Source organism: Cupriavidus sp. HMR-1, assembly GCF_000319775.1.
Classification (GTDB): domain Bacteria; phylum Pseudomonadota; class Gammaproteobacteria; order Burkholderiales; family Burkholderiaceae; genus Cupriavidus; species Cupriavidus metallidurans.
This window is the reverse complement of the sequence record NZ_ANKP01000042.1, coordinates 48881-74710: the sequence shown is the minus strand read 5'-3', so window position 1 is coordinate 74710 and position 25830 is coordinate 48881. Positions and strand designations below refer to the sequence as shown.

The window sequence follows — 25830 nt, the reverse complement described above, 5'->3', positions numbered from 1 at the left end:
CTTATTCGAAGAAGGAACGGTTGCGGCCACTGGCGGGCCGGTGGCGCTTCACGCGTGCGGCGCCGGACTGCACCCACATGCGCGTGCTCTGCTGACGCTTGAACCAGATCGGACGCGCGCCCTGCTTGACGCGCCAGCTCTTGCGGCCGTTGTGCGACTTGTGCGCGCTGTCCCAGCTGGGCACATAGCCCGAGCCCGTATCGCTGGACGATGACGACGAGGCCGAGCCATCAAACGCTTCGTTAAGCGCCTGGGTGTGCTCGCTGACTTCCTTGTGGATGGTCTGCTCGACGTCGCGCGCGGCGTTCTCGAATTCCGTGCGCATCTTGCGCAGTTCCTCGAGCTCCACCTCGCGACTGACTTCGGCCTTGACGTCATTGATATAGCGCTGGGCGCGACCGACCAGCGCGCCGACCGTCCGCGCGACCTTCGGCAAACGCTCGGGGCCGATCACAATCAGCGCGACGGCGCCGATCAGTGCCAGCTTGGAAATGCCGAGATCGATCATGCAGACATCAGAACAGGGACACAGGAATGGCAGGCCGTCGCAACGTACGTGGCGGCGGCCGCCGCAAGGGTGACTGGCAAGGAGAAAATTCCGTCAGACAATTATTGCTGACGCGACTTTTCCTTGGCTTCGACGTCGATGGTGGTGGAATCGCGCAGTTCCTTGGCCGGAGCGGCCGGCTCGTCGGTATTGCCTTCCTTCATGCCGTCCTTGAAGCCCTTTACCGCACCACCCAGATCCTGGCCGATATTGCGCAGCTTCTTGGTACCGAAAACGAGCATGACGATCACCAGCACGATCAGCCAGTGCCAAATGCTAAACGAACCCATTTCTTGCTCCTGATAAAGCCGCGGGCGTCGGAAGATTGCCGCCCGGCCCCGTAGTTCCGTCCCTCAAAGGCCGCGCCGGGCGACGGTTGCCGGCGCGACACCGGACCGCGACATCCGTCCCGGTCCACTCATACCCTGGTTGCCCCGAACAGTCAGGGCGCCGGCGCCTTCCACTGGCTGCGCGGTCCGCCCATCACGTGGATGTGGAGGTGGAACACTTCCTGCCCTCCGTCGGTGCCGGTGTTGATCACCGTCCGGAATCCATTGTTGCAGCCGGCCTGGCGTGCCAGTTCGGGCACCTTAAGCATCATTCTAGCAAGCACATCCGATTCGCCGGGACCGCAATCGGCTAACGAATCGACATGCGATTTAGGAATCAGCAGAAAGTGTACCGGCGCTTTGGGGTGGATATCGTGAAACGCCAGCAAGTCTTCGTCCTCATACACCTTGTTCGAGGGAATCTGGCCGGCCACGATCTTGCAGAAAATGCAATTGTCCTGGGTTTTCATGGAGATCTTGTTGCAGCTTGTCCGAACTATGCCTAGTCACTTCCGGACTTGCCGCCATCGTCTTGGGACGCCTCAGAACTGCTCGTCCGGATACATCGGCTTGCGATCATTCAGATACAGCCAGCCTTTGACGATACGATACAGCATCCACAATGACAGAACACTCCACAAGCCGATCGCCACCGGAAACAGCAATACCGTGACGAACATGCAGCCACCCACAACGAACCACACAATAGACCACCAGAACGTGCGGATCTGCCAGGCGAAATGCGAAGCGTAGAGCGTGCCCCGAGTGTCGTCGCGCTTCACATAATTGACGATGATCGCGATCAACGCCGTGATCCCACCGGTGAACCAGTGGACTGCATAGAGCGCATAAAGAATGTGCGTGAGCTTGCGCAGGCCATCGAGCCTGTCAGCATCCGCGGTCGTCGTGACTTGCGAGGTATAGTCCGTCGCCATCATGCCCTCCAGGATCAAGCCGCGCCCGAACCGGTTCGGGCCGCGTGACTCGTATCCTACTCCTTGCGGCTGGCCTTCTCGACCAGTCCGGACAACCCTTCGCGGCGCGCCAGTTCATTGACGACGTCTTCTGGGGTCCGGCCGATGCGAGCCAGCAGCACCATGGTGTGGAACCACAGGTCGGCTACCTCGTAGACCACCTTGCTCACGGCTTCGTCGGCAAGGTCGGCAGCCCGCGCATCCTTGGCGGCCATGACCGTTTCGGTAGCTTCCTCGCCGATCTTCTTGAGAATCGCGTCGTCGCCCTTCTTGAACAGCTTGGCGACATAGGATTTCTCCGGGTCACCACCGTTTTCGGGCTTGCGCGATTCCAGCGTGGCCGCCACGCGGGCCAGGATATCGGCCTGGGACAGGTTATCGCTCATGGCTTGGCCGCGTAGATCGAGGACGGGTCCTTGAGCACCGGCTCGACGGTCTGCCAGTCGCCGGACTCGACATCGCCTTCGAACTTCTGGAAAAAGCACGAGTGACGACCGGTGTGGCAGGCAATGCTGTCGATCTGCGTCACCTTGAGCAACACCACGTCTTCGTCACAATCCAGACGAATCTCATGCACCTTCTGGACGTGGCCTGATTCCTCGCCCTTGTGCCACAGGCGCTTGCGCGAGCGCGACCAGAACACGGCCTCGCCCAGTTCCACCGTGCGTTGCAACGCGTCGCGATTCATGAACGCGAACATCAGGACGTCGTTGGAACCCACTTCCTGGACGATCACCGGCACCAGACCGTTGTCGTCCCACTTCACCTTGTTCAACCACTTCTTCGCCATGATCACATCCGGACGGGAATGCCCTCGCGGGCCATGAAAGCCTTTGCCTCACCAACGGTGTGCTCGCCATAGTGGAAGATGCTGGCGGCCAGTACGGCGTCGGCGTGTCCCAGACGGATGCCATCGGCCAGATCCTGCAGGCCACCGACCCCGCCAGATGCAATAACGGGCACGGGCACCGCGTCGCTGACAGCGCGTGTCAGTTCGAGGTCGAACCCGCTCTTCGTGCCATCGCGATCCATGCTGGTCAGCAGAATCTCGCCCGCGCCGCGGCGCGCCATCTCGCGGGCCCACTCCACTGCATCGAGCCCGGTGGCCTTGCGGCCGCCGTGAGTGAACACTTCCCAGCGCGGCGGTTCGCCGGGGGCGGAGCTGCGCTTGGCGTCGATGGCCACCACGATGCACTGCGAACCGTACTTGCCCGTTGCGTCGGACACGAGCTGCGGATTGGCGATGGCAGACGAGTTCACGCTGATCTTGTCTGCGCCTGCATTCAGCAGCCGCCGCACGTCTTCCACGGTGCGCACGCCACCCCCGACGGTCAGCGGGATGAACACCTGCGACGCCACCGCCTCGATGATGTGCAGGATCAGGTCGCGGCCGTCGCTGGTTGCCGTGATGTCGAGAAATGTGATTTCATCAGCACCTTGCTCGTCGTAGCGCCGCGCGATCTCGACGGGATCGCCCGCGTCGCGCAGCTCGACGAAATTGACACCCTTGACCACCCGCCCATTGGTCACGTCCAGGCAGGGGATGATACGTTTGGCTAACATGAGGTTCCTTGCCCGCCGTCGCCCGCATCGGCGACGGCTGGTTGTGGCGCGCGAGCTTGGATTACTCCGCGCCCAGCTTGTCCGCGTGGGCCTGGGCCGCCGCGAAATTCAGGTCGCCCGAGTAGATCGCGCGGCCGCAGATCACGCCTTCCACGCCTTCGCCTTCCACGGCGCAAAGCTGGTCGATGTCGGCCATGTTCGACAGGCCGCCGCTGGCGATCACCGGGATCGACATCGACCGGGCCAGCTTGACCGTGGCGTCGATATTGATGCCCTGCAGCATGCCGTCGCGACCGATGTCGGTGTAGATGATCGACTCCACGCCGTAGTCTTCGTACTTGCGTGCCAGGTCCGCGACCTCATGGCCGGTCAGCTTGCTCCAGCCATCGGTGGCCACCTTGCCGTCCTTGGCATCGAGGCCGACGATGATGTGGCCGCCGAATGCGGCGCAGGCGTCCTTGAGGAAGCCGGGGTTCTTCACCGCAGCCGTGCCGATGATCACGTACGACAGGCCGTCATCGAGCCAGCGCTCGATGGTATTCAGATCGCGGATGCCGCCGCCAAGCTGGACGGGGATCTCGTCGCCAACCTCGGCAATGATGGCCTTGATGGCGGCTTCGTTGCGTGGCTTGCCAACGAATGCGCCATTCAAGTCGACCAGATGCAGGCGACGCGCGCCCTGGTTGACCCAGTGACGTGCCATGGCGGCGGGATCTTCGGAAAAGACGGTGGCCTGGTCCATGTCGCCTTGTTTGAGGCGTACACACTGACCGTCCTTCAGGTCGATGGCCGGAATGAGCAACATATGCGTGACGAGCGTGGTGGTTGTGTAAAGGGAAAAAGGTAGCGATTCCGACGCCGGGCGTCGGCGCTCAGGTCATGTCAGTTTGGCAAAAGATGCGCAGTCTGGTTGGTGGCTCTGAACGAAAAGGTGATCGCTGTACGGTATTTCTGGCGCTTCAGGTAACAGGTGCTTCTGACGCTTTACGGATTCCAGTGCACGAAATTCCGGTATAGCTGCAAACCCATCGCGGCGCTCTTCTCCGGGTGAAACTGCGTGGCGAAAATATTATCGCGTGCCACCGCACTGGTAAACACGACGCCATATTCAGTCTCGCCGGCGATATGGGCCGGATCCTGCGCGTGCACATAGTAGCTGTGCACGAAGTAAAACCAGCTGTTGTCCGGAATGCCGTTCCACAGCGGATGCGGCTTCGACTGGCGTACCCGGTTCCATCCCATCTGCGGCACCTTGTAGCGCGAGCCGTCGGGCTGCATCATGCCTTCCAGTTCAAAGCGAATCACCTCGCCGGGCATCAGCCCCAGCGCCGGCGTGCTGCCTTCGCCCGCACGAGCTTCGCTGCTACGTTCGAACAGCATCTGTTCGCCAACGCACACGCCCAGCATCGGCTTGGTCGCGGCGGCTTCCAGCACCGCCTCCTGCAGGCCGGAATTGCCGAGCGCGCCCATGCAGTCAGGCATCGCGCCCTGCCCCGGCAGCACCACGCGGTCTGCCGCGCGGATCGCTTCCGGGCGATCCACAACCTGGACATCCGCCTCCGGCGCCGCCGTGCGCAGGGCCTGCGCTACCGAGCGCAGGTTGCCCATGCCGTAATCCACAATTGCTATGGTAGTCATGATTTCAAAACAGGCAACAATGTCTTCAGCCCGTCCACAATGAATTCAACGGCAAGCGCCGAGAGTATTAGACCCATCAGGCGCGTGCCAATATTGATCCCGGTCTGTCCGATCACCCGCGCGATGGGGTCAGCCGCGCGGAACGTCACATACACCACAGCGCCAAGCAGCACGCCAATGCCAACCAGGATCAGCAACTGGTACCAGTGCTGCGTCTTGCCCGCATAGACGATCACGGTACTGATCGACCCCGGCCCGGTCAGCAGCGGCAGCGCCAGCGGCACCACCGCGATACTGGCCTTGGCTTCGGCCTCATTCTCTTCCTCCGGCGTGGCCTTGGTACGACTGGTCTGCGCGTTCAGCATGTTCATGGCCATCATGACCATGAGCAAGCCGCCACCCACTTCCAGCGAGGCCACCGAGATATTGAAGAACTCGATGATCTGCTGGCCGAGCAACGCCGAGACCCCCACCACGATCGCCACCGATACCGATGCCGTCTTGATGGTCCGCAGCTTTTCCGCCTCGGTCTGCTGGCTGGTCAGGCTGATGAAGAACGGGATCGCCCCGATCGGATTGATCAGCGCCAGCAGCGAGATGAAGGACTTGAGCGTATCCATCGGGTGCGGGTGTCGGTGGTAGTCAGCGGGCGCCGCAACCAGCCGGCACGCCTACAGGGTGGCGCGTGAGATCAGCCTGGCTTAGAGCGTGCCCTTGGTCGACGGAATCATGTTGGCCGCGCGCGGATCCAGCTCCACCGCCATGCGCAGCGCACGCCCGAAGGCCTTGAACACCGTTTCGCATTGATGGTGGGCGTTGATGCCGCGAATATTGTCGATATGGAGTGTCACGCCGGCGTGATTGACGAAACCGCGGAAGAACTCGATCGTCAGGTCAACGTCGAAGCTACCCACACGGGCGCGCGTGAACGGCACGTGGAATTCCAGGCCCGGACGGCCCGAGAAGTCGATCACCACCCGCGACAGGCACTCGTCGAGCGGCACGTAGCTGTGCCCATAGCGCGTGATGCCCTTCTTGTCGCCAATGGCGCGCGCCACGGCCTGGCCCAGCGTGATGCCGACGTCTTCCACCGTATGGTGATCGTCGATATGGGTATCGCCCGTGGCCTCGACCTCGAGGTCGAACATGCCATGGCGGGCAATCTGATCCAGCATGTGGTCGAGGAACGGCACGCCGGACGCCAGTTTCTGGCGGCCAGTGCCATCGAGATTCAGCGAAACGCGGATCTGCGTTTCCGAAGTATTGCGGGTGACCTCTGCGACACGCATGGTGGGGTTAATCCTGCAACGAGGCCTTGAATGCCTCAAGAAACTGCGCGTTTTCTTCCGGAGTGCTGACCGTCACGCGCAGACAGTTGGCCAGCAACGTGTGCATTTTACTCACGTTCTTGATCAATACCTTCCGGGCGAGCAGGCGATCGAAGATCTGTGCAGCATTCGGCACGCGCACCAGCACGAAGTTGGCCGCGCTCGGGAACACCGTCACGCCCGGCATGCCGGCCATGACCTCGACCAGTTTCGACCGTTCGGCACGCAACCTGGCGGCCTGGTCATCCAGTACGGCCACGTGTTCGAGAGCGAACAGCGCGGTGGCTTCGGTCAGCACGTTGACGTTGTACGGCGGGCGCACCTTGTCGAGCTGCGACAGCCATTCGGGCGCGCCGGCTACATAGCCCAGGCGAATACCGGCCAGACCAAGCTTTGACACGGTCCGCATGACCAGCAGGTTGCCGAATTCCGTCAGGCGCGGCATCCAGCTTTCCTGCGCGAACGGCTGGTACGCCTCGTCGACCACGACCAGGCTCTGGCATACCTCGCCCTGGGCGGCGCGCACGATCGCCGCCATATCGTCGGCGTCGAACAGGTTGCCCGTCGGGTTGTTCGGGTAGGCCAGATAGATGATGGCGGGCTTGTGCTCGGCCATCGCCGCCAGCATTGCCGCGCGGTCCAGCGTGAAGTCCGGGCGCAGCGGCACGCCAACGAATTCGAGCCCGGCGAACTGCGCCGACATCGCGTACATGACGAAGCCCGGCACCGGCGCCATCACCTTGGCGCCCGGCCTGGCCGCGGCCAGCGACAACATGCTGATGATTTCGTCGGAGCCATTGCCCAGCAGCACATCCATGCCGGCCGGCACGTTCATCACCGTCTTGAGCCTGGCGCGCAGCGCCTCGCTGCTCGGCACCGGATAGCGATTCAGCGCGACCTCGCCGAGCCGCGCGGCCAGTTGCGCGCGCAGCTCGGGCGGCAGCCGGTACGGATTCTCCATCGCGTCGAGCTTCACCAGTCCGTGCGAATCGGCCACGTGGTAGGCGCCCATGGCGCGCACGTCGTCACGGATGATGCGTTCGATCAGGGATGGGTCTACGGCTGACATGATGGTCCTCGTTGGTCCTGCTTTGATGAATCCGGCTTAACGTTTGAAGCGGTACTCGGCACTGCGCGCGTGGGCCTGCAGGCCTTCGCCATAGGCAAGCTCGGCAGCGATCTGGCCAAGCATCTGCGCACCGTTCTCGCTCACCTCGATCAGGCTCGAACGCTTCTGGAAGTCATAGACACCCAGCGGCGACGAGAAACGGGCGGTGCGCGAGGTGGGGAGCACGTGGTTCGGGCCGGCACAGTAGTCGCCGAGCGACTCGCTCGTGTAACGGCCCAGGAAGATGGCGCCGGCATGGCGAATCTTCTCGCTCCACTGACGCGGATTCTCGGCGGAGATCTCGAGGTGCTCCGGCGCGATCGCGTTGGCAATCTCGCAGGCTTCCTCCATGTCGCGCACCTTGACCAGTGCGCCACGGCCCGACAGCGACGCGGCGATGACCTCGCGGCGGGGCATCGTCGGCAACTGGCGCTGGATACTTTCCAGCACGCGGTTCAGGTACTCGGCATCCGGGCACAGCAGGATCGATTGCGCGAGCTCGTCGTGCTCGGCCTGCGAGAACAGGTCCATCGCCACCCAGTCGGGGTCGGTGGTGCCATCGCAGATCACGAGGATTTCCGACGGGCCGGCGATCATGTCGATACCGACCGTGCCGAACACGCGGCGCTTGGCGGCGGCCACGTAGGCATTGCCCGGGCCGACGATCTTGTCGACCTGCGGCAGCGTGGCAGTGCCGTACGCGAGCGCGCCCACGGCCTGCGCGCCACCGATCGTGTACACGCGATCGACACCGGCGATCTGCGCGGCGGCCAGCACCAGTTCGTTACGCACGCCGCCCGGCGTCGGCACGACCATGATGACTTCCTTGACGCCAGCCACGCGCGCCGGAATCGCATTCATCAGCACCGACGACGGGTAGGCAGCCTTGCCACCCGGCACGTAGAGGCCCACGCGGTCGAGCGGGGTCACCTTCTGGCCCAGCATCGTGCCATCGGCCTCGGTGTATTCCCAGCTATGGCTGCCGCATTCGATTTTCTGCTTCTCGTGGTACGCACGCACGCGGGCAGCGGCAGCTTCCAGCGCGGCGCGGCGCTTCGGCTCGAGGTCCTCCAGCGCGGCTTCGAGTTCAGATTGCGACAATGCCAGCGCCGACATCGACGCGGCTTCCATGCGATCGAAGCGGCGCGTGTACTCGAGCACGGCCTCGTCGCCACGGCGGCGCACATCGGCCAGGATATCGGCAGCAGCGCGGTCGATCGCCTCGTCTTCGGATGCTTCGAACGCCAGCACCTGACGCAGCGCGCCGGCGAAACCGGGCTCGCGCGAATCAAGCCGGCGGATCGACAGGTTTTCCATTTCGGTATCGTTCATGACTTCTTTCCTCGCGGGTCTCCGGTCACTGCCCGCCTCAGGCGAGCGCGGCCGAGGCCCGTTCAAATGCATCGAGAATCGGCGCCAGCCGTTCGCGCTTGAGCTTGAGCGCTGCCTGGTTGACCACCAGACGCGACGAGATCTGGACGATCTCCTCCACCTCGACGAGGTTATTGGCGCGCAAGGTGCTGCCGGTACTGACCAGATCGACGATCGCGTCGGACAGCCCCACCAGCGGCCCCAGTTCCATCGAACCGTAGAGCTTGATCAGATCGACGTGCACGCCCTTCTTCGCGAAGTGCTCGCGCGCGGTCTGCACGTACTTGGTGGCCACGGCCAGGCGCGCACCCTGGCGCACCGCATTGACGTAGTCGAAGCCGGCCGGCACTGCCACAGACATGCGGCAGCGCGCGATGTTCAGGTCGATCGGCGCGTAGAGGCCGGCCATGCCATGTTCCATCAGCACGTCCTTGCCGGCCACGCCGAAATCGGCCGCGCCGTACTGCACGTAGGTCGGCACGTCCGAAGCACGCACGATGATCACGCGCACAGCCGGATCGGACGTGGGCAGGATCAGCTTGCGCGAAGTCTCGGGATCCTCTGTCACCTGAATGCCGGCGGCAGCCAGCAGTGGCAGCGTTTCCTTGAAGATGCGGCCCTTTGACAGTGCCAGCGTAAGCTGGTCGGGCGAAGCATTGAAAGCGGGGCTCATCGTAGATTCTTCAGCAGTGTTCGGGGGCGGCTTGCCGTTTCGGCATCGTTCGTGGTGGGCGTCGTGCCTCAACTGATGCGGAGGATCTTCGCGCCGACCGCGGACAGCTTGTTTTCCATGCGGTCGTAGCCACGATCCAGGTGGTAGATGCGGTCGATCACCGTCTCGCCATCCGCCACCAGACCCGCGATCACGAGACTGGCCGACGCGCGCAGGTCGGTGGCCATCACGCTGGCGCCGGACAGTCGCGGCACACCGGTCACCACGGCCGTATTGCCTTCGGCGGTGATGTTGGCGCCCAGGCGGTTCAGTTCCTGCACGTGCATGAAGCGGTTCTCGAAGATCGTCTCCGTGATACGCGCGGTACCCTCGGCCACGGCATTGAGCGCCATGAATTGCGCCTGCATGTCGGTCGGGAACGCCGGGTATTCGGAGGTGCGGAAGCTCACGGCCTGCGCGCGCTGAGACATGGCCAGACGAATCCAGTCATCACCGGTTTCCACGGTAGCGCCGGCTTCGCGCAGCTTGATCAGCACGGCGTCGAGAATCATCGGCGGGATGCCGCGCAGCACGATGTCGCCAAGCGTGGCCGCTGCGGCGCACAGGAACGTGCCCGCCTCGATGCGGTCGGCCACTACCTTGTGCTCGGCGCCGTGCAGGCGATCCACGCCCTGCACCACCAGGCGGTCGGTACCGATGCCCTCGATCTTGGCGCCCATCTTCACCAGCAGTTCGGCCAGATCGGTGACCTCGGGCTCGCGCGCGGCGTTTTCAAGCACGGTCTCGCCTTCGGCCAGCGTGGCCGCCATCAGCAGGTTCTCGGTGCCGGTCACGGTGATCATGTCCGTGACCACGCGAGCGCCCTTCAGACGATTGGCGCGGGCATGGATGAAACCGTGCTCGATGGTGATCTCGGCGCCCATCGCTTGCAGGCCCTTGATGTGCTGGTCCACCGGACGCGCGCCAATGCCGCAACCACCGGGCAGCGATACACGTGCCTCGCCAAAGCGCGCCACCAGCGGCCCGAGCACGAGAATCGACGCGCGCATCGTCTTCACGAGGTCGTACGACGCTTCGGGCGAGTTGATGTCGGCACCCTGCAACGTGGCGACGCCGTCGACCATTTCGGCCTTCATGCCCATTTGGCGCAGCAGCTTGAGCATGGTGCGCGTGTCCTGCAGGTCGGGAACGTTGCCGATGGTCACCGTATCGGCGGTCAGCAGGCCGGCGCACAGGATCGGCAGCGCAGCGTTCTTGGCGCCCGAGATGCGGATTTCGCCCTTGAGCGGCCCATTGCCCTGGATCTGGAATTTGTCCATGTTCTGTCAGTAGTCCCAGCCGGGCACACGCCCAGCCGGCAAAGTTGTTCTGTGGTGCGGAACGCCGCTTACTTGCTGCCGGCCTGCCATTCGGCGGGGGTCAGCGTCTTCATCGACAGCGCGTGGATCTCCGCGCGCATCCGCTCTCCCAGCGCCGCGTACACACGCTGGTGCCGCTGGATCAGGCGTTTGCCATCGAACTCCGCGCTCACGATCGTCGCGAAGAAGTGCTGGCCGTCGCCGTCCACTTCCAGATGTTCGCAGGGCAATCCTTGGGCAATGTAATCCCTGACTTGTTCCGGTGTTGGCAGCATGTCTATCTCTGGTTGAATCCGTTAGGGCGGCACATCAGTACCGTAGCTTGTATCCGTTGCGCAGCAGCCGCAGCGCCAGCGCCGCCAGCACCACGAAGGCCACGACCACGACGGCCAGGCTCTGCAGCGGCGGCACGTCCGACACGCCGAAGAAGCCATAGCGGAAGCCGTCGATCATGTAGAAGAACGGGTTCGCGTGGGACACAGCCTGCCAGAACGCCGGCAGCGAATGTATGGAATAGAAGACGCCGGACAGGAACGTCGCCGGCATGATCAGGAAGTTCTGGAACGCGGCCAGCTGGTCGAATTTTTCGGCCCAGATGCCGGCGATCAGGCCCAGCGTGCCGAGAATGCCCGCGCCCATCAGGCCGAACACCAGGATCCAGCCGATATGGGCGAAATGCAGGTTGGCGAACCAGGCGGTCACCAGCAGCACGCCCAGGCCGACGCAGAGCCCACGGATGATCGATGCCACCACGTAGGCGCCAAACATTTCCCAGTGCGACAGCGGCGGCAGCAGGATGAACACCAGGTTGCCCGTGATCTTTGACTGGATCAGCGACGACGAGCTATTCGCGAACGCATTCTGCAGCACGCTCATCATTACCAGGCCCGGCACCAGGAACGCGGTATAGCTGATCTGGTCGTAGACGCGCACGCGGTCTTCCAGCACGTGACCGAAGATCAACAGGTACAGCACGGCGGTCAGGACCGGCGCGGCCACGGTCTGGAAGGACACCTTCCAGAAGCGCAGCACCTCCTTGTAGAGCAACGTGCGGAAGCCGATCAGGCCACCCACGGCCATCGACTCCAGGCGCTGCTGCTCGGCAACGTCGATTTCAGCTGGGTTCTTCATGCCGCAGCCTCCATCGCGGTATTGGGCAGGGCGCCCGGCATCTGGCCTTCGCGGCGCATGATCTGGACGAACACGTCCTCGAGGTCGGCCTTGCTGATTTCCATGTCTTCGATCTCGCAACCGGCTTCCCGCAGCGCAGCCAGAATCGGCTCCACGGCTTCGTATCCGGACAGGCGCAGGCGATGCGCGCGCTCCCCCGGGTTGGACGGCGTGCGCAGCGCTTCCAGCGCCGGCGGCAGCGTGCCCCGTGACAGCGTGAGCACCAGTTGCAGCCCGGCAAACTGGGTCAGCAGGTTGCTGGTGCGGTCCAGCGCCACCACTTCCCCGAACTTGAGCATGGCGATGCGATCGCACAGCGCCTCGGCTTCTTCCAGGTAGTGGGTGGTCAGGATGATCGTGTGGCCCTCGCGGTTCAGGCGCGAGATGAATTTCCAGAGCGTCTGGCGCAGTTCCACGTCCACGCCGGCGGTCGGCTCGTCCAGCACGATCACGGGCGGCCGGTGCACCAGCGCCTGCGCCACCAGCACGCGGCGCTTCATGCCGCCCGAGAGCTGGCGCATGTTGCTGTCCGCCTTGTTCGTGAGATCGAGGTTGGCCATGATCTCGTCGATCCAGTCGTCGTTGCGCGTCAGCCCGAAGTAGCCCGATTGCAGGCGCAGGGTCTCGCGCACCGTGAAGAACGGGTCGAAGACCAGTTCCTGCGGCACCACGCCCAGCATGCGGCGCGCCATGCGGTAGTCGTCCACGACGTCGTGGCCAAGCACGCTGACGCGTCCCGAATTGGCGCGGTTCAGGCCCGCGAGGATCGAGATCAGCGTGGTCTTGCCCGCGCCGTTGGGCCCGAGCAGGCCGAAAAACTCGCCGCGCTCGACGCTGAAACTGACCCCCTTGAGCGCCTGCAGATTGCGGTAGCGCTTGCGGACATCGGTAATTTCGATGGCTTTCATGGCCGAATGTCTTGTGACTGGGCCGCTTTGCGGCCGGCCTATCTTGAGTTGGGGAACGCCCTTGAGGTTAGCCGCGCAGCACCTGGGGGAATCGTGTCAGGACACTTGGGGACGACTTGGGGACGAACAACCCGGAATTATAGGGGATGCAGGGGAAACCCCGCTTTGCTCGACGCGACGCCGACCCTCGGCCGGACGCCGTGGCATCGCATGGCTACGCGCGAAAGCTGCTGGCGCGCGGCAACGGATGCCGGTTCAATGTCGGTGGTGATGGTCCGCGTGATCGGCGGCCGAGGCGAGACCCAGCAGGCCATCGACGCCATAGAGACTGGCCAGCGACCGCAACTGGGCGGGCACGCCGCTCAACGCCAGGGTCTGCCCGCGACGCGACGCGACACGTTGCCAGGCCAGCAGCACGGCAACGGCAGCCGAATCGACCTGCTGCAGCGCGCTGCAGTCGACCGTCACTTCGCCCTGCGTCACGCGCGACAGCCCGTCACGCAGCACAGTGGCGGCGTTGCGGTTGGTCAGCGAATTGCCAAGGGCGGGCATGAAAGGTCGTGGAATCAGGGAGATGGAAATGAAACGCTCCCGCTCAGCGGTTGCAGGCGGGAGCGAACGGTCATTGTAGACCAGATCGTTGCGACGTGGTGCGCCGCAACGAAATCCGGATCAGCCCTTGGCGCTGGCCAACTGGCGGTTGCGGTCCTGCAGCGTCTTGATGATGCCGTCGACGCCCTGCTGGTTGGCGATCGTGTTGAAGCTGCCCTTGTAGGCCTCGGTCAGCCAGGCGCCCAGCACGTTGATGTCGTAGACCTTCCAGCCTTGCGCGGTCTTCTCGAGACGGTAGTCGAGCTGGATCGGCTCGCCCTTGTTGATCACCTGGGTGCGGATCGTGGCATCGGTGTCCTCAGGCGCGCCGCGGTACGGACGGAACTGGACCTGCTGGTCGCGAATCTGCGCGATGGCGCCCGCGTACGTGCGGATCAGCAGCGTCTTGAACTCGTCGGTGATGACCTTCTGCTGCTCGGGCGACGCCTTCGACCAGTTACGGCCCATCGCGATCTGCGTGGTCTTGGTGAAATTGGCGTTCGGCAGGATCTTCTGCTCCACCAGCGCCGAGATCTTGCCAATGTTGCCGGCCTGCATGTCCTTGTCCGCGCGCACGCTGGTCATCACGTCGTTGACCACGGACTTGACCAGGCCGTCAGGGGTAGACGTGTCCGCCGCCTGCTGGGCGTGCGCGGCACCGGCGAAGGCGAAAACGGTGAGGAAGGGAAGCAGCAGTCGCTTGATCATCGTGAATATCCTTTCGATTCTGGTCCGGCCTGGACGCTGCCGGGTACCGGAACCATTGAAACACAGGCGTTGGGCAAGCGCGGGGCGCGAAATGTTCCAAACACCACATTCAAACACTTTGTTGCAGGGCTCACAGCGTGCTCACAGGCGACACAGGTCGTTGTCAGCACTGGCCTGGCGGGGCAATCAACCCGCCTTCGGACTTGCTGGGGTTGTGGGCGTGGCAGGCGCCGGTGCGGATGGCTGCGCGGGCGCGCTGTTGTCGTCCTGCTTTTCGTCCGGCGCGCCCCCATCCTTGTCCGGCACCTCACCGTCGTGAATCAGGTAGTTGCGCCGCTGCAGGTATGAATCGCGCAGGAACGAATAACGGTCCAGCGCCGCCGCCTCGATCAGGCTCGACGCGCCAAGCAATTGCGCGCGCGTGTCGATCACGCGGACGGTTTGCAGGCCCAGGCCGGCGTACCAGGGCGAGATATAGGTGGTCGGGTCCGAGAAGCGGTCCACGATCATGCCTGCGGTATCCCGCACGCTGCTCGGCCCGAAAAGCGGCAGCACCAGGTACGGCCCCGCAGGCACACCCCACACGCCCATGGTCTGGCCGAAGTCTTCCTTGTACTTCGGCAGGCCGGCCGGCGTGGCGATATCGATCAGGCCCCCGATGCCGAGCACACTGTTGATCGCCACGCGCATCGTGTCCTCTGCCGCGCGCGACGGCTTGCCCTGCAGCAGATTGTTCGCCGCGGAGTAGACGTCACTGACGTTCGAGAAGAAATTGCCGACCGCAATCTGCACCGGCGTCGGTGTGTAGTCCGAATAAACCGTGGCCACCGGTTTCAGCGCATAGGTGTCGAGCTTGTCGTTGAACGTGCTGACGCCGCGGTTGAACGGCTCGAGCGGATCCGCGGGATTCGCGTTCGGGCCCGTTGCGCAACCCGCCAGGGCAAGCGCCGCCAGCGATGCAACGGCCAGGCGCTGCAAGACCATCATTTGCCGCTCCCGCCAGTACCGGGCGCTGCAGGCAGCGCCGCGGCGCCCGAGCCTGACGACGTCGATCCGCCACCGGCGCCGGCATCGGCCGCCTTGTTGTAGAGGAACTGGCCGATCAGGTTTTCAAGCACCACCGCCGACTGGGTCATCGTGATCTTGCCACCCTGCGCCAGCATCGCCGTGTCGCCACCGGCCTCGAGGCCGATGTACTGCTCGCCAAGCAGGCCCGACGTCAGGATCTTGGCCGACGTGTCCTTCGGAAACTGGTAGCGCTTGTCGAGGTTCAGCTCCACCGTGGCCATGTAGTTCTTGTCGTCGAGGCGGATGGATGCGACGCGGCCAACCACCACCCCCGCGCTCTTGATCGGCGCGCGCGGCTTCAGTCCGCCGATGTTGTCGAACTGCGCGGTAACCGTGTAGGTCTCCTGGAACGAGAAGCTGCTCATGTTGCCGGCCTTGAGCGCCAGGAACAGCAGCGCGGCAAAGCCCAGTACCACGAACACCCCTACCCAGTAATCGAGCGTAGTCTTCTTCATGCGATTCTCTTTCTCATGCGATCGGTGCGGCTGGCCTAGCTGAACATCAGCGCGGTCAGCAGGAAATCCAGTCCCAGCACGGCCAGCGAGGCCAGTACTACGGTACGCGTGGTGGCGCGCGATACGCCCTCCGGGGTCGGCTTGGCTTCGAAACCTTGATACAGCGCGATGAACGTCACGGTGATACCGAAAATAAAGCTCTTGATCACGCCGTTGAGCACGTCCGCGCGCACATCGACGCCGTTCTGCATCTGCGACCAGAATGCGCCGGCGTCCACACCAATCAGTTGCACGCCGACCAGGTAGCCACCCAGGACACCCAGGGCGCTGAAGATCGTGGCCAGCACTGGCATGGCGATCACGCCGGCCCAGAAACGCGGGGCGATCACGCGCTGCAGCGGGTTCACGGCCATCATCTCCATGGCGCTGAGTTGCTCGCCGGCCTTCATCAGGCCGATTTCGGCCGTCAGCGACGTGCCAGCGCGGCCAGCGAACAGCAGCGCCGCCACCACCGGGCCCAGCTCGCGCACCAGCGACAGGGCTACCAGAAGGCCCAGCGCCTGCTCCGAACCGAAGCGGTTCAGCGTGTAGTAGCCCTGCAGACCCAGCACAAACCCGACGAACAAGCCCGACACCGCGATGATCACGAGCGAAAGGTTGCCGACGAAGAACACCTGGTCGGTCACCAGCCGGAAGCGGCGCAACAGCGCGGGCGAAAGCGCCAGCATCGTCAGGAACATGCGCGAGGCATGACCCAGGCCGCCGACGAACTGGCGTACCGTCGAGCCAATCGAGGTAAAGAAGCCGTTCACTTCGCGCCTCCTACGCCGAAATCATCGGCCAGTGCCGGACCGGCATAGTGGAACGGCACTGGACCGTCCACCTCGGCGTGAACGAACTGGCGCACGAATGGATCATCCGAGCCGCGCATCGCCTCGGGCGTGCCTTCCGCCGCGATACGGCCGTTGGCGATGAAATAAACGTAATCGGCGATCAGGAATGTCTCGTTCACGTCATGCGAGACGATGATCGTGGTCGCGCCGAGCGCGTCGTTGAGATTCCGGATCAGGCTTGCGGTCAGGCCGAGCGAGATCGGGTCGAGGCCGGCGAACGGCTCGTCGTACATCAGTAGCGCGGGGTCCAGCGCTATGGCGCGGGCTAGCGCCACGCGTCGCGCCATGCCGCCCGAAATCTGCGCGGGCATGAGGTCGCGTGCGCCGCGCAGCCCCACTGCGTTGAGCTTCATCAGCACCAGATCCCGGATCATCGACTCCGGCAGATCGGTGTGTTCGCGCAGCGGAAATGCAACGTTGTCGAATACCGACAAGTCAGTGAACAGCGCGCCAAACTGGAACAGCATTCCCATCTGTCGCCGGACCGCATACAGGCCCTTCTGGTCCATGGCGTCGATGTCGGCACCGTTGAAAGTGACGCTGCCGCGCTGCGGGCGCACCATGCCGCCGATGAGGCGCATGACCGTGGTCTTGCCACAGCCGGAGCCACCCATGACGGCCACCACCTTCCCGCGCGGAAAGCGCATGGAAAGGCCGGAAAGGATGGGCTTGTCGCCAACCGCGTATGCAAAATCGACATCCGCGAGTTCGACAACATTCGGGCCAGCAAATACTTGGCCAGAAGGGTTCGGCACAGTAGCGGTCACATTGTCACCGTTTTTGGACAGTCCGCCATTATAAGGGCTAGTACCTACCCAGCGCCGGTTCCAAATGGTGACCGCACTGTTCCGGAAACGATAACAATCGTTAAGAGAAGTATCTTCGCTTGGCAGAAGACATTTCAGGGATCGCCGTGTTGCCCTGTCTGACGCAGGATGGCCTGCCACTGGGTCGATTCGGAGCGGATGGCCGTGGCGAATGCCTCAGGCGAGTCCTGCATCGGCGTGAGGCCCGCGGCAAGCATCCGGGCGCGCACTTCGCGTTCCTCGGTGACGTTGTCGAGTTCATTCGCCAGCCTGGCCACAATCGCCCGCGGCGTCTTCGCCGGCACCATCACGCCATACCACGCGGCGGCGGCATAGCCTTCGATGCCCGACTCCTGCAGCGTTGGCACCTGCGGCGCAAGCGGCGAACGCGCCACACCGGTCACGGCGATCATGCGCAGCGCACCCGAGCGGATGTGTTGCTGGATCGATACGTACGAGCAAAAGCAAGCGCTGATGCGGCCGGCCAGCATTTCCTGCACCACGGCACTCTCGCCCTTGGCCGTTACCAGCGGGACCGCATTCGGGAGCCCCCGCACGGCGTACTCGGCATACAGGTGAGATGGACTGCCGGGCTGGCCGTAGCCATAGCTGTAGGAGCCCGGATTCGAACGTACCGCGGTGGCCCACTGCTGGGGCGTCTGCATGGGCAGGCGACCGTCGATGACCAGGAACAGCGGCATTGTCGCCACACGGCCCACCGGCACGAAGTCTCGAATGACATCGTATGGCACAGGCTCCAGACCAGGCTGGATCAGCATGTTGGCCTGATGGAACAGCAACGTGTGGCCATCGGAGCTTGCCTTCGCCACCACATCGCCAGCCATGGTGCCCGAGGCTCCGGGACGATTGTCGACCTCGATCGGCACGCCGAGCCGAGCCGACAGCCGCTCGGCCAGCAGCCGCGCGACGGCGTCGGACACACCGCCCGCAGGAAACGGAACGATCATCCTGATGGGACGTGCCGGAAATGACACCGGACGACTCATCTCCGAACGACCGGCGCTGGGAATGCTTGCCAGCTGCGCGATGGCGGGCGGTTGCGCGAGAGCCGTCGCCGTGCTCGCGGCACAGGCAACCAGGCCCCACGATATGGCGCTCCGCGGCCCGCACCGCAGAACTGCCAGGATGGCAGCAAGTTTTGGCAACTTCGCTATACCTCGCCAAAGTCGCTTCGATTTGCGCACTTCGGACATCAATTTCCTCCGGTCCGCCACACAAGGCGACGGCTCCAAATCGGCTGAAAGGGATTCGAGGCAGTTTCTTCGTTATCGTTTCGGGCCATTGTAGAGACATGCTCCCGGCCAGCACAGACCACGTAAACGCTGTCCGGGAGGACCCCAATGTGAGCCCATTTATAATCGACGGATGCCTGAAATCGTCCTGCGTCCCTTAGCGGTCGCCGACATGCCCGCCGTGCTTGCCGTCCAGGCGCAGTGCTACGGCGACATGCTGCTCGAATCCTCCGATGCCCTCGCCAGCCGGCTGGCGCTATCCCCCGACACTTGCTGGGCAGCCGCCCTGCCGGATGGCGCACTGGCGGCGTACCTGTTCACGCACCCCTGGCCCGAAGACGCGCTACCGCCCCTTGATGGCGTGCTGGCGCGCGACTGGATGCCGGGGGCGGCGCTCACCTGGTTCGTGCATGACATGGCGGTGGCGCCGGTCGGCCGGGGAATGGGTCTGGCGCAACGGCTTTACGCGGCGGCGCGCGATGCCGCGCTGGCGGATGGCTTGCGGTCGTCGCGCCTGATCGCCGTGCAGTCGGCGGCCGTGTGGTGGCGCAGGCTTGGGTACGCGACGATCACCGCTGACGAGTATGCGGAGAAGCTGGCTGACTACGGGGATGACGCCGTGTTGATGGGGTGTCGGCTTTAGAACGACCACCCCACTACTCTCGACCCAGCCACAAACAAAACCCCCCGCAAGTTCGCACTTGCGGGGGGTTTTGCTTTTGCTTTTGAACCCGACGCTACGGATCAGCGCGGCAGGGTCGAATGGCCCATCAGGAACGCGTCCACCGAACGGGCAGCCTGGCGGCCTTCGCGGATGGCCCACACCACGAGCGACTGACCACGGCGCACGTCACCAGCGGCGAACACCTTCGGCACGTTGGTGTAGTAAGCGCGATCGCCTTCGGTCGATGCCTTGGCGTTCTTGCGCGCATCCGTGTCGACACCGAACGCTTCGAGCATCGAGCCAACCGGGTTCGTGAAGCCCATGGCCAGCAGCACCAGGTCGGCCTGCAGCACGAACTCGCTGCCCGGCACTTCCTGCATCCTGCCGTCCTTCCATTCGACGCGGCAGGCCTTCAGTGCCTTGACCTTGCCGTTCTCGCCGACCAGTTCCTTGGTGGCCACCGACCAGTCACGCGAGCAGCCTTCGTCGTGCGACGACGACGTGCGCATCTTGATCGGCCAGTACGGCCACACCAGCGGCTTGTTCTCTTCTTCCGGCGGCTGCGGCAGCAGTTCGAATTGCGTCACCGAGGTGGCGCCGTGGCGGTTCGACGTGCCCACGCAGTCCGAACCCGTATCGCCACCACCGATCACGATAACGTGCTTGCCTTCGGCACGAATCTCGTTGACGCCATCGCCCGCCACTTCCTTGTTCTGCGGGATCAGGAACTCCAGCGCGTAGTGCACGCCGGCCAGATCGCGGCCCGGCACGGGCAGGTCGCGCGGCACTTCGGCGCCACCGGCCAGTACCACGGCGTCGAACTGCTCCATCAGCGCCTGGGCCGAGATCGTCTCGCGAGCGTAGTTCTTGATGCCAGCCGGCAGCGCGCCGTCGGTCACCATCACGCCAGCGCGGAAGGTCACGCCTTCGGCCTGCATCTGCTCGATGCGGCGGTCGATCAGGCTCTTCTCCATCTTGAAGTCGGGAATGCCGTAGCGGAGCAGGCCGCCGATGCGGTCATTCTTCTCGAACACGGTCACAGCGTGGCCGGCGCGCGCCAGTTGCTGGGCGGCCGCCATGCCGGCAGGGCCCGAACCCACGACAGCGACGGTCTTGCCGGTCTTGTGCGCAGGCACCTGCGGCTGAACCCAGCCCTCTTCCCAGGCCTTGTCGATGATCGCGTGCTCGATCGACTTGATGCCAACCGGCAACTCGTTGATGCCCAGCGTGCAGGCAGCTTCGCACGGTGCCGGGCAGATGCGGCCCGTGAACTCGGGGAAGTTGTTGGTCTGGTGCAGGACTTCGATCGCCGACTTCCAGTCCTGGCGATACACGAGGTCGTTGAAGTCCGGAATGATGTTGTTGACCGGGCAGCCGTTGTTGCAGAACGGGATACCGCAGTCCATGCAGCGCGCACCCTGAATCTTCGCCTCGCTGTCCGACAGCGCGAACACGAATTCCTTGTAGTGCTTCACGCGCTTGACTACGGGTTCGTAGCCTTCGTTCTGGCGCGCAAATTCGAGAAAGCCAGTCGCCTTACCCATGTTGCATCCTTGGTCTTGCTTGGCGCGAGGCGGCCGGGCCGGCCTCGCGTGGGGTCAGTATCTTGTCGGCGCCGCGAACCTGGCCGCGGCGCCATCTCGTGGGGCTACCGATCAGGCGGCCACTGCCTCGCGATCGTTGTCGCGCGCGGCCTGTTCCTTCGCGTACATCTCGCCCAGCGCGCGCTTGTACTCGGTCGGGAAGACCTTGACGAACTTGCGGCGTGCGGTGGTCCAGTCCGCCAGCAGCGCCTTGGCGCGCTCCGAACCGGTGTAGCGGAAGTGCTGCTCGATCAGGTTGCGCAGGATGACTTCATCGGCCGTGCGCTCGCCACCGAACTTGTGCCACTGCGCCTTGGGCTGGCCCTTCTCCTGGTCGGCCGAAGCCAGCACCGCCTCGAGCGCCACCATCGACGTGTTGCAGCGCTTGTCGAACAGGCCATCCTCGTCGTAGACGTAGGCCACGCCACCGGACATGCCGGCCGCGAAGTTACGGCCCGTGCCACCCAGCACCACGACGGTACCGCCGGTCATGTACTCGCAACCGTGGTCGCCCGTGCCTTCCACGACAGCCGTGGCACCCGAGTTACGCACCGCGAAGCGCTCGCCGCCCACGCCATTGAAGAAGGCTTCGCCAGCGATGGCGCCGTACAGCACCGTGTTGCCGACGATGATGTTGCGGGTCGGATCGCCACGGAACTCGTGCGGAGCGCGCACGATCACGCGGCCGCCCGACAGGCCCTTGCCCACGTAGTCGTTGGCGTCACCCACCAGATCCATCGTGATGCCATGTGCCAGGAACGCGGCAAACGACTGGCCGGCGGTACCCTGGAACTGGATGTGGATCGTGTCGTCGGCCAGGCCTTCGTGGCCGTGCTGCTTGGCGATCACGCCGGACAGCATCGCGCCAACCGTACGGTTCACGTTCTTCACCGGCTGGATGAACGACACGCGTTCGCCCTTGTCGATGGCCGGACGCGCCTTGGCGATCAGCACGTGGTCGAGCGCCTTGCCGGCTTCCGCCGACAGGCCGTGATCCTGCACGTCGGTGTGGTAGCGCGGCACGTCGGCCGGGAACGGCGGCTGGTAGAAGATGCGGCCGAAGTCCAGGCCACGCGCCTTCCAGTGTTCGATACCGGCGCGCATGTCGAGCAGGTCGGCGCGGCCGATCAGTTCGTCGAACGTGCGGATACCCAGTTGCGCCATGATCTCGCGTGCCTCTTCCGCAACGAAGAAGAAGAAGTTCACAACGTGCTCGGGCTTGCCCTGGAATTTCTTGCGCAGCGCCGGATCTTGCGTGGCCACGCCCACCGGGCAGGTGTTCAGATGGCACTTGCGCATCATGATGCAGCCTTCGGCAACCAGCGGCGCGGTAGCAAAACCGAACTCGTCAGCGCCCAGCAGCGCGCCGATCACGACGTCGCGGCCGGTCTTCATCTGACCGTCGGCTTGCACGCGGATACGGTTGCGCAGGCCGTTCAGCATCAGCGTTTGCTGCGTCTCGGCCAGACCCAGTTCCCACGGCGTGCCAGCGTGCTTGATCGACGACAGCGGCGATGCGCCGGTGCCGCCGTCATGGCCGGCGATCACCACGTGATCGGCCTTGGCCTTGGCCACGCCAGCAGCCACGGTACCCACGCCCACTTCGGACACGAGCTTGACCGAGATGTCCGACACCGGGTTCACATTCTTCAGGTCGTGGATCAGCTGTGCCAGATCCTCGATCGAGTAGATGTCGTGGTGCGGCGGCGGCGAGATCAGACCCACGCCCGGCACCGAGTAACGCAGCTTGCCGATGTAGTCCGAGACCTTGTGGCCGGGCAACTGACCGCCTTCGCCGGGCTTGGCGCCCTGGGCCATCTTGATCTGGATCTGGTCGGCCGATGCCAGGTATTCGGCGGTCACGCCGAAACGGCCCGAGGCCACCTGCTTGATCTTCGAGCGCAGCGAATCGCCCGCCTTCAGTTCCAGGTCGCGCTCGATCACGCCATCGCCCAGCAGGCCCTTGAGCGTGTCGCCCTGCTTGATGGGGATGCCGCGCAGTTCGTTGCGATAGCGCTTCTCGTCCTCGCCGCCTTCGCCGGTGTTCGACTTGCCGCCGATGCGGTTCATCGCCACGGCCAGCGTCGTGTGGGCTTCAGTCGAGATCGAACCCAGCGACATGGCGCCGCTGGCGAAACGCTTGACGATGTCCTTGGCCGATTCCACTTCTTCCAGCGGAATGGCGCGGGCCGGATCGACCTTGAACTCGAACAGGCCACGCAGCGTCATGTGACGGCGGCTCTGGTCGTTGATGATGTTCGCGTATTCCTTGTACGTCTGGTACTGGCCCTTGCCATCGTCGGCGCGCACCGAGTGCTGGAGCTTGGCGATCGAGTCCGGAGTCCACATGTGTTCTTCACCGCGGATACGGAATGCGTATTCGCCGCCGGCTTCGAGCATGTTTTCCAGCACGGGGTTGCTGCCAAACGCGTCGCGATGCAGGCGCAGCGCTTCCTCAGCCACCTCGAAGATGCCGATGCCTTCGACGTTCGACGGCGTACCGTGGAAGTACTTCTGCACCAGTTCGCGCGACAGGCCGATGGCTTCGAAGATCTGGGCGCCCGTGTACGACATGTACGTGGAGATGCCCATCTTCGACATCACCTTGTGCAGGCCCTTGCCGATCGCCTTGACGAAGTTCTTGACAGCCTTTTCCGGCGACAGGTCACCCGACAGGCCCGAGGCCATGTCGGCCAGCGTTTCCATCGCCAGGTACGGGTGCACGGCTTCGGCGCCATAGCCGGCCAGCAGCGCGAAGTGGTGCACTTCGCGGGCCGAACCCGTTTCCACGACCAGGCCGGCCGACGTGCGCAGGCCCTTCTCGACCAGGTGATGGTGGATGGCCGACGTGGCCAGCAGCGCGGGAATGGCCACCTGCCCATCGTCCACGCGACGGTCCGTCACGATCAGGATGTTGTAGCCCGAACGCACCGCGTCCACGGCTTCCGCGCACAGCGACGCCAGGCGGGCCTCGATGCCTTCCTTGCCCCACGCCACCGGGTAGCAGATGTTCAGTTCGTACGAACGGAACTTGCCACCGGTGTAGTGCTCGATGTTGCGGATCTTGGCGATGTCCTTGAAGTCCAGCACGGGCTGGGACACTTCGAGGCGCATCGGCGGGTTGATGTTGTTCAGTTCCAGCAGGTTCGGCTTCGGACCGATGAACGACACCAGCGACATCACCATGTTCTCGCGGATCGGGTCGATCGGCGGGTTGGTCACCTGGGCGAACAGCTGCTTGAAGTAGTTGTAGAGCGTCTTGTTCTTCGACGACAGCACAGCCAGCGGCGAGTCATTGCCCATCGAGCCCGTGGCTTCCTCACCGGCCAGGGCCATCGGGGCCATCAGGAACTTGACGTCTTCCTGCGTGTAGCCGAACGCCTGCTGGCGGTCGAGCAGACGCGCCACCGGCTTCTTCTCGGCAGCTACATCCTCGGCCTTGGCCTCGAGCTCGTCGAGCTTGATGCGCACGGCGTCGATCCAGCTCTTGTACGGCTTGGCGTTGGCCAGGTTGTCCTTGAGTTCCTTGTCGTCGATGATGCGACCCTGCTCCATGTCGATCAGGAACATCTTGCCCGGCTGCAGACGCCACTTCTGGACGATGCGCGACTCGGGGAACGGCAGCACGCCGGCTTCCGACGCCAGCACGACGAAATCGTCTTCGGTCACGTAGAAGCGGGCCGGACGCAGACCGTTACGGTCCAGCGTCGCGCCGATCTGCCGACCGTCGGTGAAGCAGATCGCCGCCGGGCCGTCCCACGGCTCCATCATCGCGGCGTGGTACTCGTAGAAGGCACGACGGTTGTCGTCCATCAGCGTGTGCTGTTCCCAAGCTTCCGGGATCATCATCATCATCGCGTGGACGAGCGGGTAACCGGCCATTGTCAGCAGTTCGAGGCAGTTGTCGAACGATGCCGTATCCGATTGACCCGGGTAGATCAGCGGCCAGAGCTTGGGCAGGTCGTCGCCGAGCACCGGCGACGAGATCGCGCCGGTACGGGCGTTCACCCAGTTCACGTTGCCCTTCACCGTGTTGATTTCGCCGTTGTGGGCGACCATGCGGTACGGGTGGGCCAGTTCCCAGGCCGGGAACGTATTGGTCGAGAAGCGCTGGTGGACCAGGGCCAGGGCCGACACGGCGCGGGCGTCCAGCAGATCCAGGTAGTACTCGCCCACCTGGTTGGCCAGCAGCAGACCCTTGTACACGACGGTACGGGCCGACATCGACGGCACGAAGTATTCCTTGCCGTGCTTGAGCTTGAGGGCCTGGATGGCGTGGCTGGCGGTCTTGCGGATGACGTAGAGCTTACGTTCCAGCGCGTCCGTGGTCATGATGTCGCGGCCACGACCGATGAAGATCTGGCGGATCACCGGCTCGGTCTTGCGCACGGTCGGGGACATCGGCATGTTCGCGTCCACCGGCACATCACGCCAACCCAGCACGACCTGGCCTTCCAGGCGCACGGTGCGTTCGAGTTCCTGCTCGCAGGCCAGGCGCGAAGCGTGTTCCTTAGGCAGGAAGATCATGCCCACGCCGTATTCGCCGGCGGGCGGCAGGGTCACGCCCTGCTTGGCCATTTCCTCGCGGTAGAACTGATCCGGGATCTGGATCAGGATACCGGCGCCATCGCCCATCAGCGCGTCGGCGCCCACGGCACCGCGGTGGTCCAGGTTCTCGAGGATCTTCAGACCCTGCGAGATGATTTCGTGGGATTTCTTGCCCTTGATGTGAGCCACCATGCCGACGCCGCAGGCATCGTGCTCGTTGGACGGGTCATACAGGCCCTGAGCCTGCGGGCGGGCGGCGATTTCGGAGGATTGTTGCGAGTGGTCCACGGGCTG

At 64.0% G+C, this 25830-nt stretch carries 28 protein-coding genes; 1 reads left to right on the top strand and 27 read right to left on the bottom strand.

Annotated elements, in window-relative coordinates; translation table 11 throughout:
• Position 1: 1 nt before the first annotated feature.
• The 25 genes from tatB to D769_RS05920 form a co-directional block, all read right to left on the bottom strand.
• Positions 2 to 508, bottom strand: coding sequence for a Sec-independent protein translocase protein TatB (tatB, locus tag D769_RS06040; protein WP_008643067.1), 507 nt, complete (start codon positions 506 to 508; stop codon positions 2 to 4).
• Between the two features lie 101 nt (positions 509 to 609).
• Positions 610 to 837 carry a Sec-independent protein translocase subunit TatA gene (tatA, locus tag D769_RS06035; RefSeq protein WP_008643065.1) on the bottom strand — a complete coding sequence of 76 codons (228 nt, stop codon included), beginning with the start codon at positions 835 to 837 and terminating at the stop codon, positions 610 to 612.
• A gap of 152 nt (positions 838 to 989) precedes the next feature.
• Positions 990 to 1346, bottom strand: coding sequence for a histidine triad nucleotide-binding protein (locus D769_RS06030; RefSeq protein WP_008643063.1), 357 nt, complete (start codon positions 1344 to 1346; stop codon positions 990 to 992).
• A gap of 72 nt (positions 1347 to 1418) precedes the next feature.
• Positions 1419 to 1814 (bottom strand): hypothetical protein, encoded by a 396-nt coding sequence (locus D769_RS06025; RefSeq protein ID WP_008643061.1) that lies wholly within the window; start codon positions 1812 to 1814, stop codon positions 1419 to 1421.
• A gap of 53 nt (positions 1815 to 1867) precedes the next feature.
• Positions 1868 to 2236: a phosphoribosyl-ATP diphosphatase gene (locus tag D769_RS06020; RefSeq protein ID WP_008643059.1), complete on the bottom strand. Its 369-nt coding sequence runs from the start codon at positions 2234 to 2236 to the stop codon at positions 1868 to 1870.
• Positions 2233 to 2640 carry a phosphoribosyl-AMP cyclohydrolase gene (gene hisI / locus D769_RS06015; RefSeq protein WP_008643058.1) on the bottom strand — a complete coding sequence of 136 codons (408 nt, stop codon included), beginning with the start codon at positions 2638 to 2640 and terminating at the stop codon, positions 2233 to 2235. Before hisI ends, D769_RS06020 begins: the two co-directional genes overlap by 4 nt.
• A 2-nt stretch (positions 2641 to 2642) precedes the next feature.
• Positions 2643 to 3413, bottom strand: coding sequence for an imidazole glycerol phosphate synthase subunit HisF (gene hisF, locus D769_RS06010; protein WP_008643056.1), 771 nt, complete (start codon positions 3411 to 3413; stop codon positions 2643 to 2645).
• Positions 3414 to 3474: 61 nt separating this feature from the next.
• The gene (hisA, locus tag D769_RS06005) at positions 3475 to 4218 is read right to left on the bottom strand and encodes a 1-(5-phosphoribosyl)-5-[(5-phosphoribosylamino)methylideneamino]imidazole-4-carboxamide isomerase (protein WP_008643054.1); all 744 of its coding nucleotides are present in this window, start codon (positions 4216 to 4218) and stop codon (positions 3475 to 3477) included.
• A gap of 179 nt (positions 4219 to 4397) precedes the next feature.
• On the bottom strand, positions 4398 to 5054 hold the full coding sequence (hisH, locus tag D769_RS06000; RefSeq protein ID WP_085959056.1) for an imidazole glycerol phosphate synthase subunit HisH: 657 nt from the start codon (positions 5052 to 5054) through the stop codon (positions 4398 to 4400).
• Positions 5048 to 5671 (bottom strand): YchE family NAAT transporter, encoded by a 624-nt coding sequence (locus tag D769_RS05995; RefSeq protein ID WP_008643049.1) that lies wholly within the window; start codon positions 5669 to 5671, stop codon positions 5048 to 5050. The genes hisH and D769_RS05995 overlap by 7 nt, the downstream gene beginning before the upstream one ends.
• Before the next feature lie 81 nt (positions 5672 to 5752).
• The gene (gene hisB / locus D769_RS05990; RefSeq protein WP_008643048.1) at positions 5753 to 6340 is read right to left on the bottom strand and encodes an imidazoleglycerol-phosphate dehydratase HisB; all 588 of its coding nucleotides are present in this window, start codon (positions 6338 to 6340) and stop codon (positions 5753 to 5755) included.
• Between the two features lie 7 nt (positions 6341 to 6347).
• On the bottom strand, positions 6348 to 7448 hold the full coding sequence (hisC, locus tag D769_RS05985; RefSeq protein ID WP_008643047.1) for a histidinol-phosphate transaminase: 1101 nt from the start codon (positions 7446 to 7448) through the stop codon (positions 6348 to 6350).
• Between the two features lie 36 nt (positions 7449 to 7484).
• Complete coding sequence (hisD, locus tag D769_RS05980) at positions 7485 to 8819, bottom strand: histidinol dehydrogenase (RefSeq protein ID WP_008643046.1); 1335 nt, start codon at positions 8817 to 8819, stop codon at positions 7485 to 7487.
• 37 nt (positions 8820 to 8856) lie between these two features.
• Entirely contained in the window at positions 8857 to 9531 is a 675-nt protein-coding gene (gene hisG / locus D769_RS05975; RefSeq protein ID WP_008643045.1) for an ATP phosphoribosyltransferase, read from the bottom strand.
• Between the two features lie 68 nt (positions 9532 to 9599).
• Positions 9600 to 10850, bottom strand: coding sequence for a UDP-N-acetylglucosamine 1-carboxyvinyltransferase (murA, locus tag D769_RS05970; RefSeq protein ID WP_008643044.1), 1251 nt, complete (start codon positions 10848 to 10850; stop codon positions 9600 to 9602).
• Positions 10851 to 10918: 68 nt separating this feature from the next.
• Positions 10919 to 11164, bottom strand: coding sequence for a BolA family protein (locus D769_RS05965; RefSeq protein WP_008643043.1), 246 nt, complete (start codon positions 11162 to 11164; stop codon positions 10919 to 10921).
• 34 nt (positions 11165 to 11198) lie between these two features.
• Positions 11199 to 12020, bottom strand: a complete 822-nt coding sequence (locus D769_RS05960) for an ABC transporter permease (RefSeq protein WP_008643042.1) — start codon at positions 12018 to 12020, stop codon at positions 11199 to 11201.
• Positions 12017 to 12967, bottom strand: a complete 951-nt coding sequence (locus D769_RS05955; protein ID WP_008643041.1) for an ABC transporter ATP-binding protein — start codon at positions 12965 to 12967, stop codon at positions 12017 to 12019. Before D769_RS05955 ends, D769_RS05960 begins: the two co-directional genes overlap by 4 nt.
• Before the next feature lie 255 nt (positions 12968 to 13222).
• On the bottom strand, positions 13223 to 13519 hold the full coding sequence (locus D769_RS05950; protein WP_008643040.1) for an STAS domain-containing protein: 297 nt from the start codon (positions 13517 to 13519) through the stop codon (positions 13223 to 13225).
• 120 nt (positions 13520 to 13639) lie between these two features.
• Positions 13640 to 14266, bottom strand: coding sequence for an ABC transporter substrate-binding protein (locus tag D769_RS05945; protein WP_008643038.1), 627 nt, complete (start codon positions 14264 to 14266; stop codon positions 13640 to 13642).
• A gap of 186 nt (positions 14267 to 14452) precedes the next feature.
• Positions 14453 to 15253, bottom strand: a complete 801-nt coding sequence (locus D769_RS05940) for a VacJ family lipoprotein (protein WP_008643036.1) — start codon at positions 15251 to 15253, stop codon at positions 14453 to 14455.
• Positions 15250 to 15789: an outer membrane lipid asymmetry maintenance protein MlaD gene (gene mlaD / locus D769_RS05935; RefSeq protein WP_008643034.1), complete on the bottom strand. Its 540-nt coding sequence runs from the start codon at positions 15787 to 15789 to the stop codon at positions 15250 to 15252. Before mlaD ends, D769_RS05940 begins: the two co-directional genes overlap by 4 nt.
• 35 nt (positions 15790 to 15824) lie before the next feature.
• On the bottom strand, positions 15825 to 16601 hold the full coding sequence (mlaE, locus tag D769_RS05930; protein WP_008643032.1) for a lipid asymmetry maintenance ABC transporter permease subunit MlaE: 777 nt from the start codon (positions 16599 to 16601) through the stop codon (positions 15825 to 15827).
• A complete protein-coding gene (locus tag D769_RS05925; protein ID WP_040010903.1) occupies positions 16598 to 17449 on the bottom strand; it encodes an ABC transporter ATP-binding protein in 852 nt (283 codons plus the stop codon). The genes mlaE and D769_RS05925 overlap by 4 nt, the downstream gene beginning before the upstream one ends.
• A gap of 134 nt (positions 17450 to 17583) precedes the next feature.
• Positions 17584 to 18702, bottom strand: a complete 1119-nt coding sequence (locus tag D769_RS05920) for a tripartite tricarboxylate transporter substrate binding protein (RefSeq protein WP_035881105.1) — start codon at positions 18700 to 18702, stop codon at positions 17584 to 17586.
• 172 nt (positions 18703 to 18874) lie between these two features.
• Between D769_RS05920 and D769_RS05915 the strand changes: the two genes are divergently transcribed.
• Entirely contained in the window at positions 18875 to 19384 is a 510-nt protein-coding gene (locus tag D769_RS05915) for a GNAT family N-acetyltransferase (protein WP_008643026.1), read from the top strand.
• Between the two features lie 101 nt (positions 19385 to 19485).
• On the opposite strand, the gene D769_RS05910 is transcribed toward D769_RS05915, so the two are convergent.
• Positions 19486 to 20949 carry a glutamate synthase subunit beta gene (locus D769_RS05910; RefSeq protein WP_008643022.1) on the bottom strand — a complete coding sequence of 488 codons (1464 nt, stop codon included), beginning with the start codon at positions 20947 to 20949 and terminating at the stop codon, positions 19486 to 19488.
• Positions 20950 to 21060: 111 nt separating this feature from the next.
• A complete protein-coding gene (locus D769_RS05905; protein WP_224446166.1) occupies positions 21061 to 25728 on the bottom strand; it encodes a glutamate synthase-related protein in 4668 nt (1555 codons plus the stop codon).
• Between the last annotated feature and the right edge of the window lie 102 nt (positions 25729 to 25830).

Coding starts and splice junctions, on each gene's coding strand:
- hisI (WP_008643058.1), bottom strand. CDS start 2,640: ATGGCGAAGAAGTGGTTGAACAAGGTGAAGTGGGACGACAACGGTCTG.
- hisF (WP_008643056.1), bottom strand. CDS start 3,413: ATGTTAGCCAAACGTATCATCCCCTGCCTGGACGTGACCAATGGGCGG.
- tatA (WP_008643065.1), bottom strand. CDS start 837: ATGGGTTCGTTTAGCATTTGGCACTGGCTGATCGTGCTGGTGATCGTC.
- D769_RS06025 (WP_008643061.1), bottom strand. CDS start 1,814: ATGATGGCGACGGACTATACCTCGCAAGTCACGACGACCGCGGATGCT.
- D769_RS05915 (WP_008643026.1), top strand. CDS start 18,875: ATGCCTGAAATCGTCCTGCGTCCCTTAGCGGTCGCCGACATGCCCGCC.
- hisG (WP_008643045.1), bottom strand. CDS start 9,531: ATGAGCCCCGCTTTCAATGCTTCGCCCGACCAGCTTACGCTGGCACTG.
- D769_RS06030 (WP_008643063.1), bottom strand. CDS start 1,346: ATGAAAACCCAGGACAATTGCATTTTCTGCAAGATCGTGGCCGGCCAG.
- D769_RS06020 (WP_008643059.1), bottom strand. CDS start 2,236: ATGAGCGATAACCTGTCCCAGGCCGATATCCTGGCCCGCGTGGCGGCC.
- hisC (WP_008643047.1), bottom strand. CDS start 7,448: ATGTCAGCCGTAGACCCATCCCTGATCGAACGCATCATCCGTGACGAC.
- D769_RS05910 (WP_008643022.1), bottom strand. CDS start 20,949: ATGGGTAAGGCGACTGGCTTTCTCGAATTTGCGCGCCAGAACGAAGGC.
- hisB (WP_008643048.1), bottom strand. CDS start 6,340: ATGCGTGTCGCAGAGGTCACCCGCAATACTTCGGAAACGCAGATCCGC.
- mlaD (WP_008643034.1), bottom strand. CDS start 15,789: ATGAAGAAGACTACGCTCGATTACTGGGTAGGGGTGTTCGTGGTACTG.
- D769_RS05905 (WP_224446166.1), bottom strand. CDS start 25,728: ATGGTGGCTCACATCAAGGGCAAGAAATCCCACGAAATCATCTCGCAG.
- D769_RS05960 (WP_008643042.1), bottom strand. CDS start 12,020: ATGAAGAACCCAGCTGAAATCGACGTTGCCGAGCAGCAGCGCCTGGAG.
- D769_RS05995 (WP_008643049.1), bottom strand. CDS start 5,671: ATGGATACGCTCAAGTCCTTCATCTCGCTGCTGGCGCTGATCAATCCG.
- hisA (WP_008643054.1), bottom strand. CDS start 4,218: ATGTTGCTCATTCCGGCCATCGACCTGAAGGACGGTCAGTGTGTACGC.
- D769_RS05950 (WP_008643040.1), bottom strand. CDS start 13,519: ATGCCCGCCCTTGGCAATTCGCTGACCAACCGCAACGCCGCCACTGTG.
- hisD (WP_008643046.1), bottom strand. CDS start 8,819: ATGAACGATACCGAAATGGAAAACCTGTCGATCCGCCGGCTTGATTCG.
- D769_RS05965 (WP_008643043.1), bottom strand. CDS start 11,164: ATGCTGCCAACACCGGAACAAGTCAGGGATTACATTGCCCAAGGATTG.
- murA (WP_008643044.1), bottom strand. CDS start 10,850: ATGGACAAATTCCAGATCCAGGGCAATGGGCCGCTCAAGGGCGAAATC.
- D769_RS05920 (WP_035881105.1), bottom strand. CDS start 18,702: ATGTCCGAAGTGCGCAAATCGAAGCGACTTTGGCGAGGTATAGCGAAG.
- D769_RS05940 (WP_008643036.1), bottom strand. CDS start 15,253: ATGATGGTCTTGCAGCGCCTGGCCGTTGCATCGCTGGCGGCGCTTGCC.
- tatB (WP_008643067.1), bottom strand. CDS start 508: ATGATCGATCTCGGCATTTCCAAGCTGGCACTGATCGGCGCCGTCGCG.
- D769_RS05955 (WP_008643041.1), bottom strand. CDS start 12,967: ATGAAAGCCATCGAAATTACCGATGTCCGCAAGCGCTACCGCAATCTG.
- D769_RS05945 (WP_008643038.1), bottom strand. CDS start 14,266: ATGATCAAGCGACTGCTGCTTCCCTTCCTCACCGTTTTCGCCTTCGCC.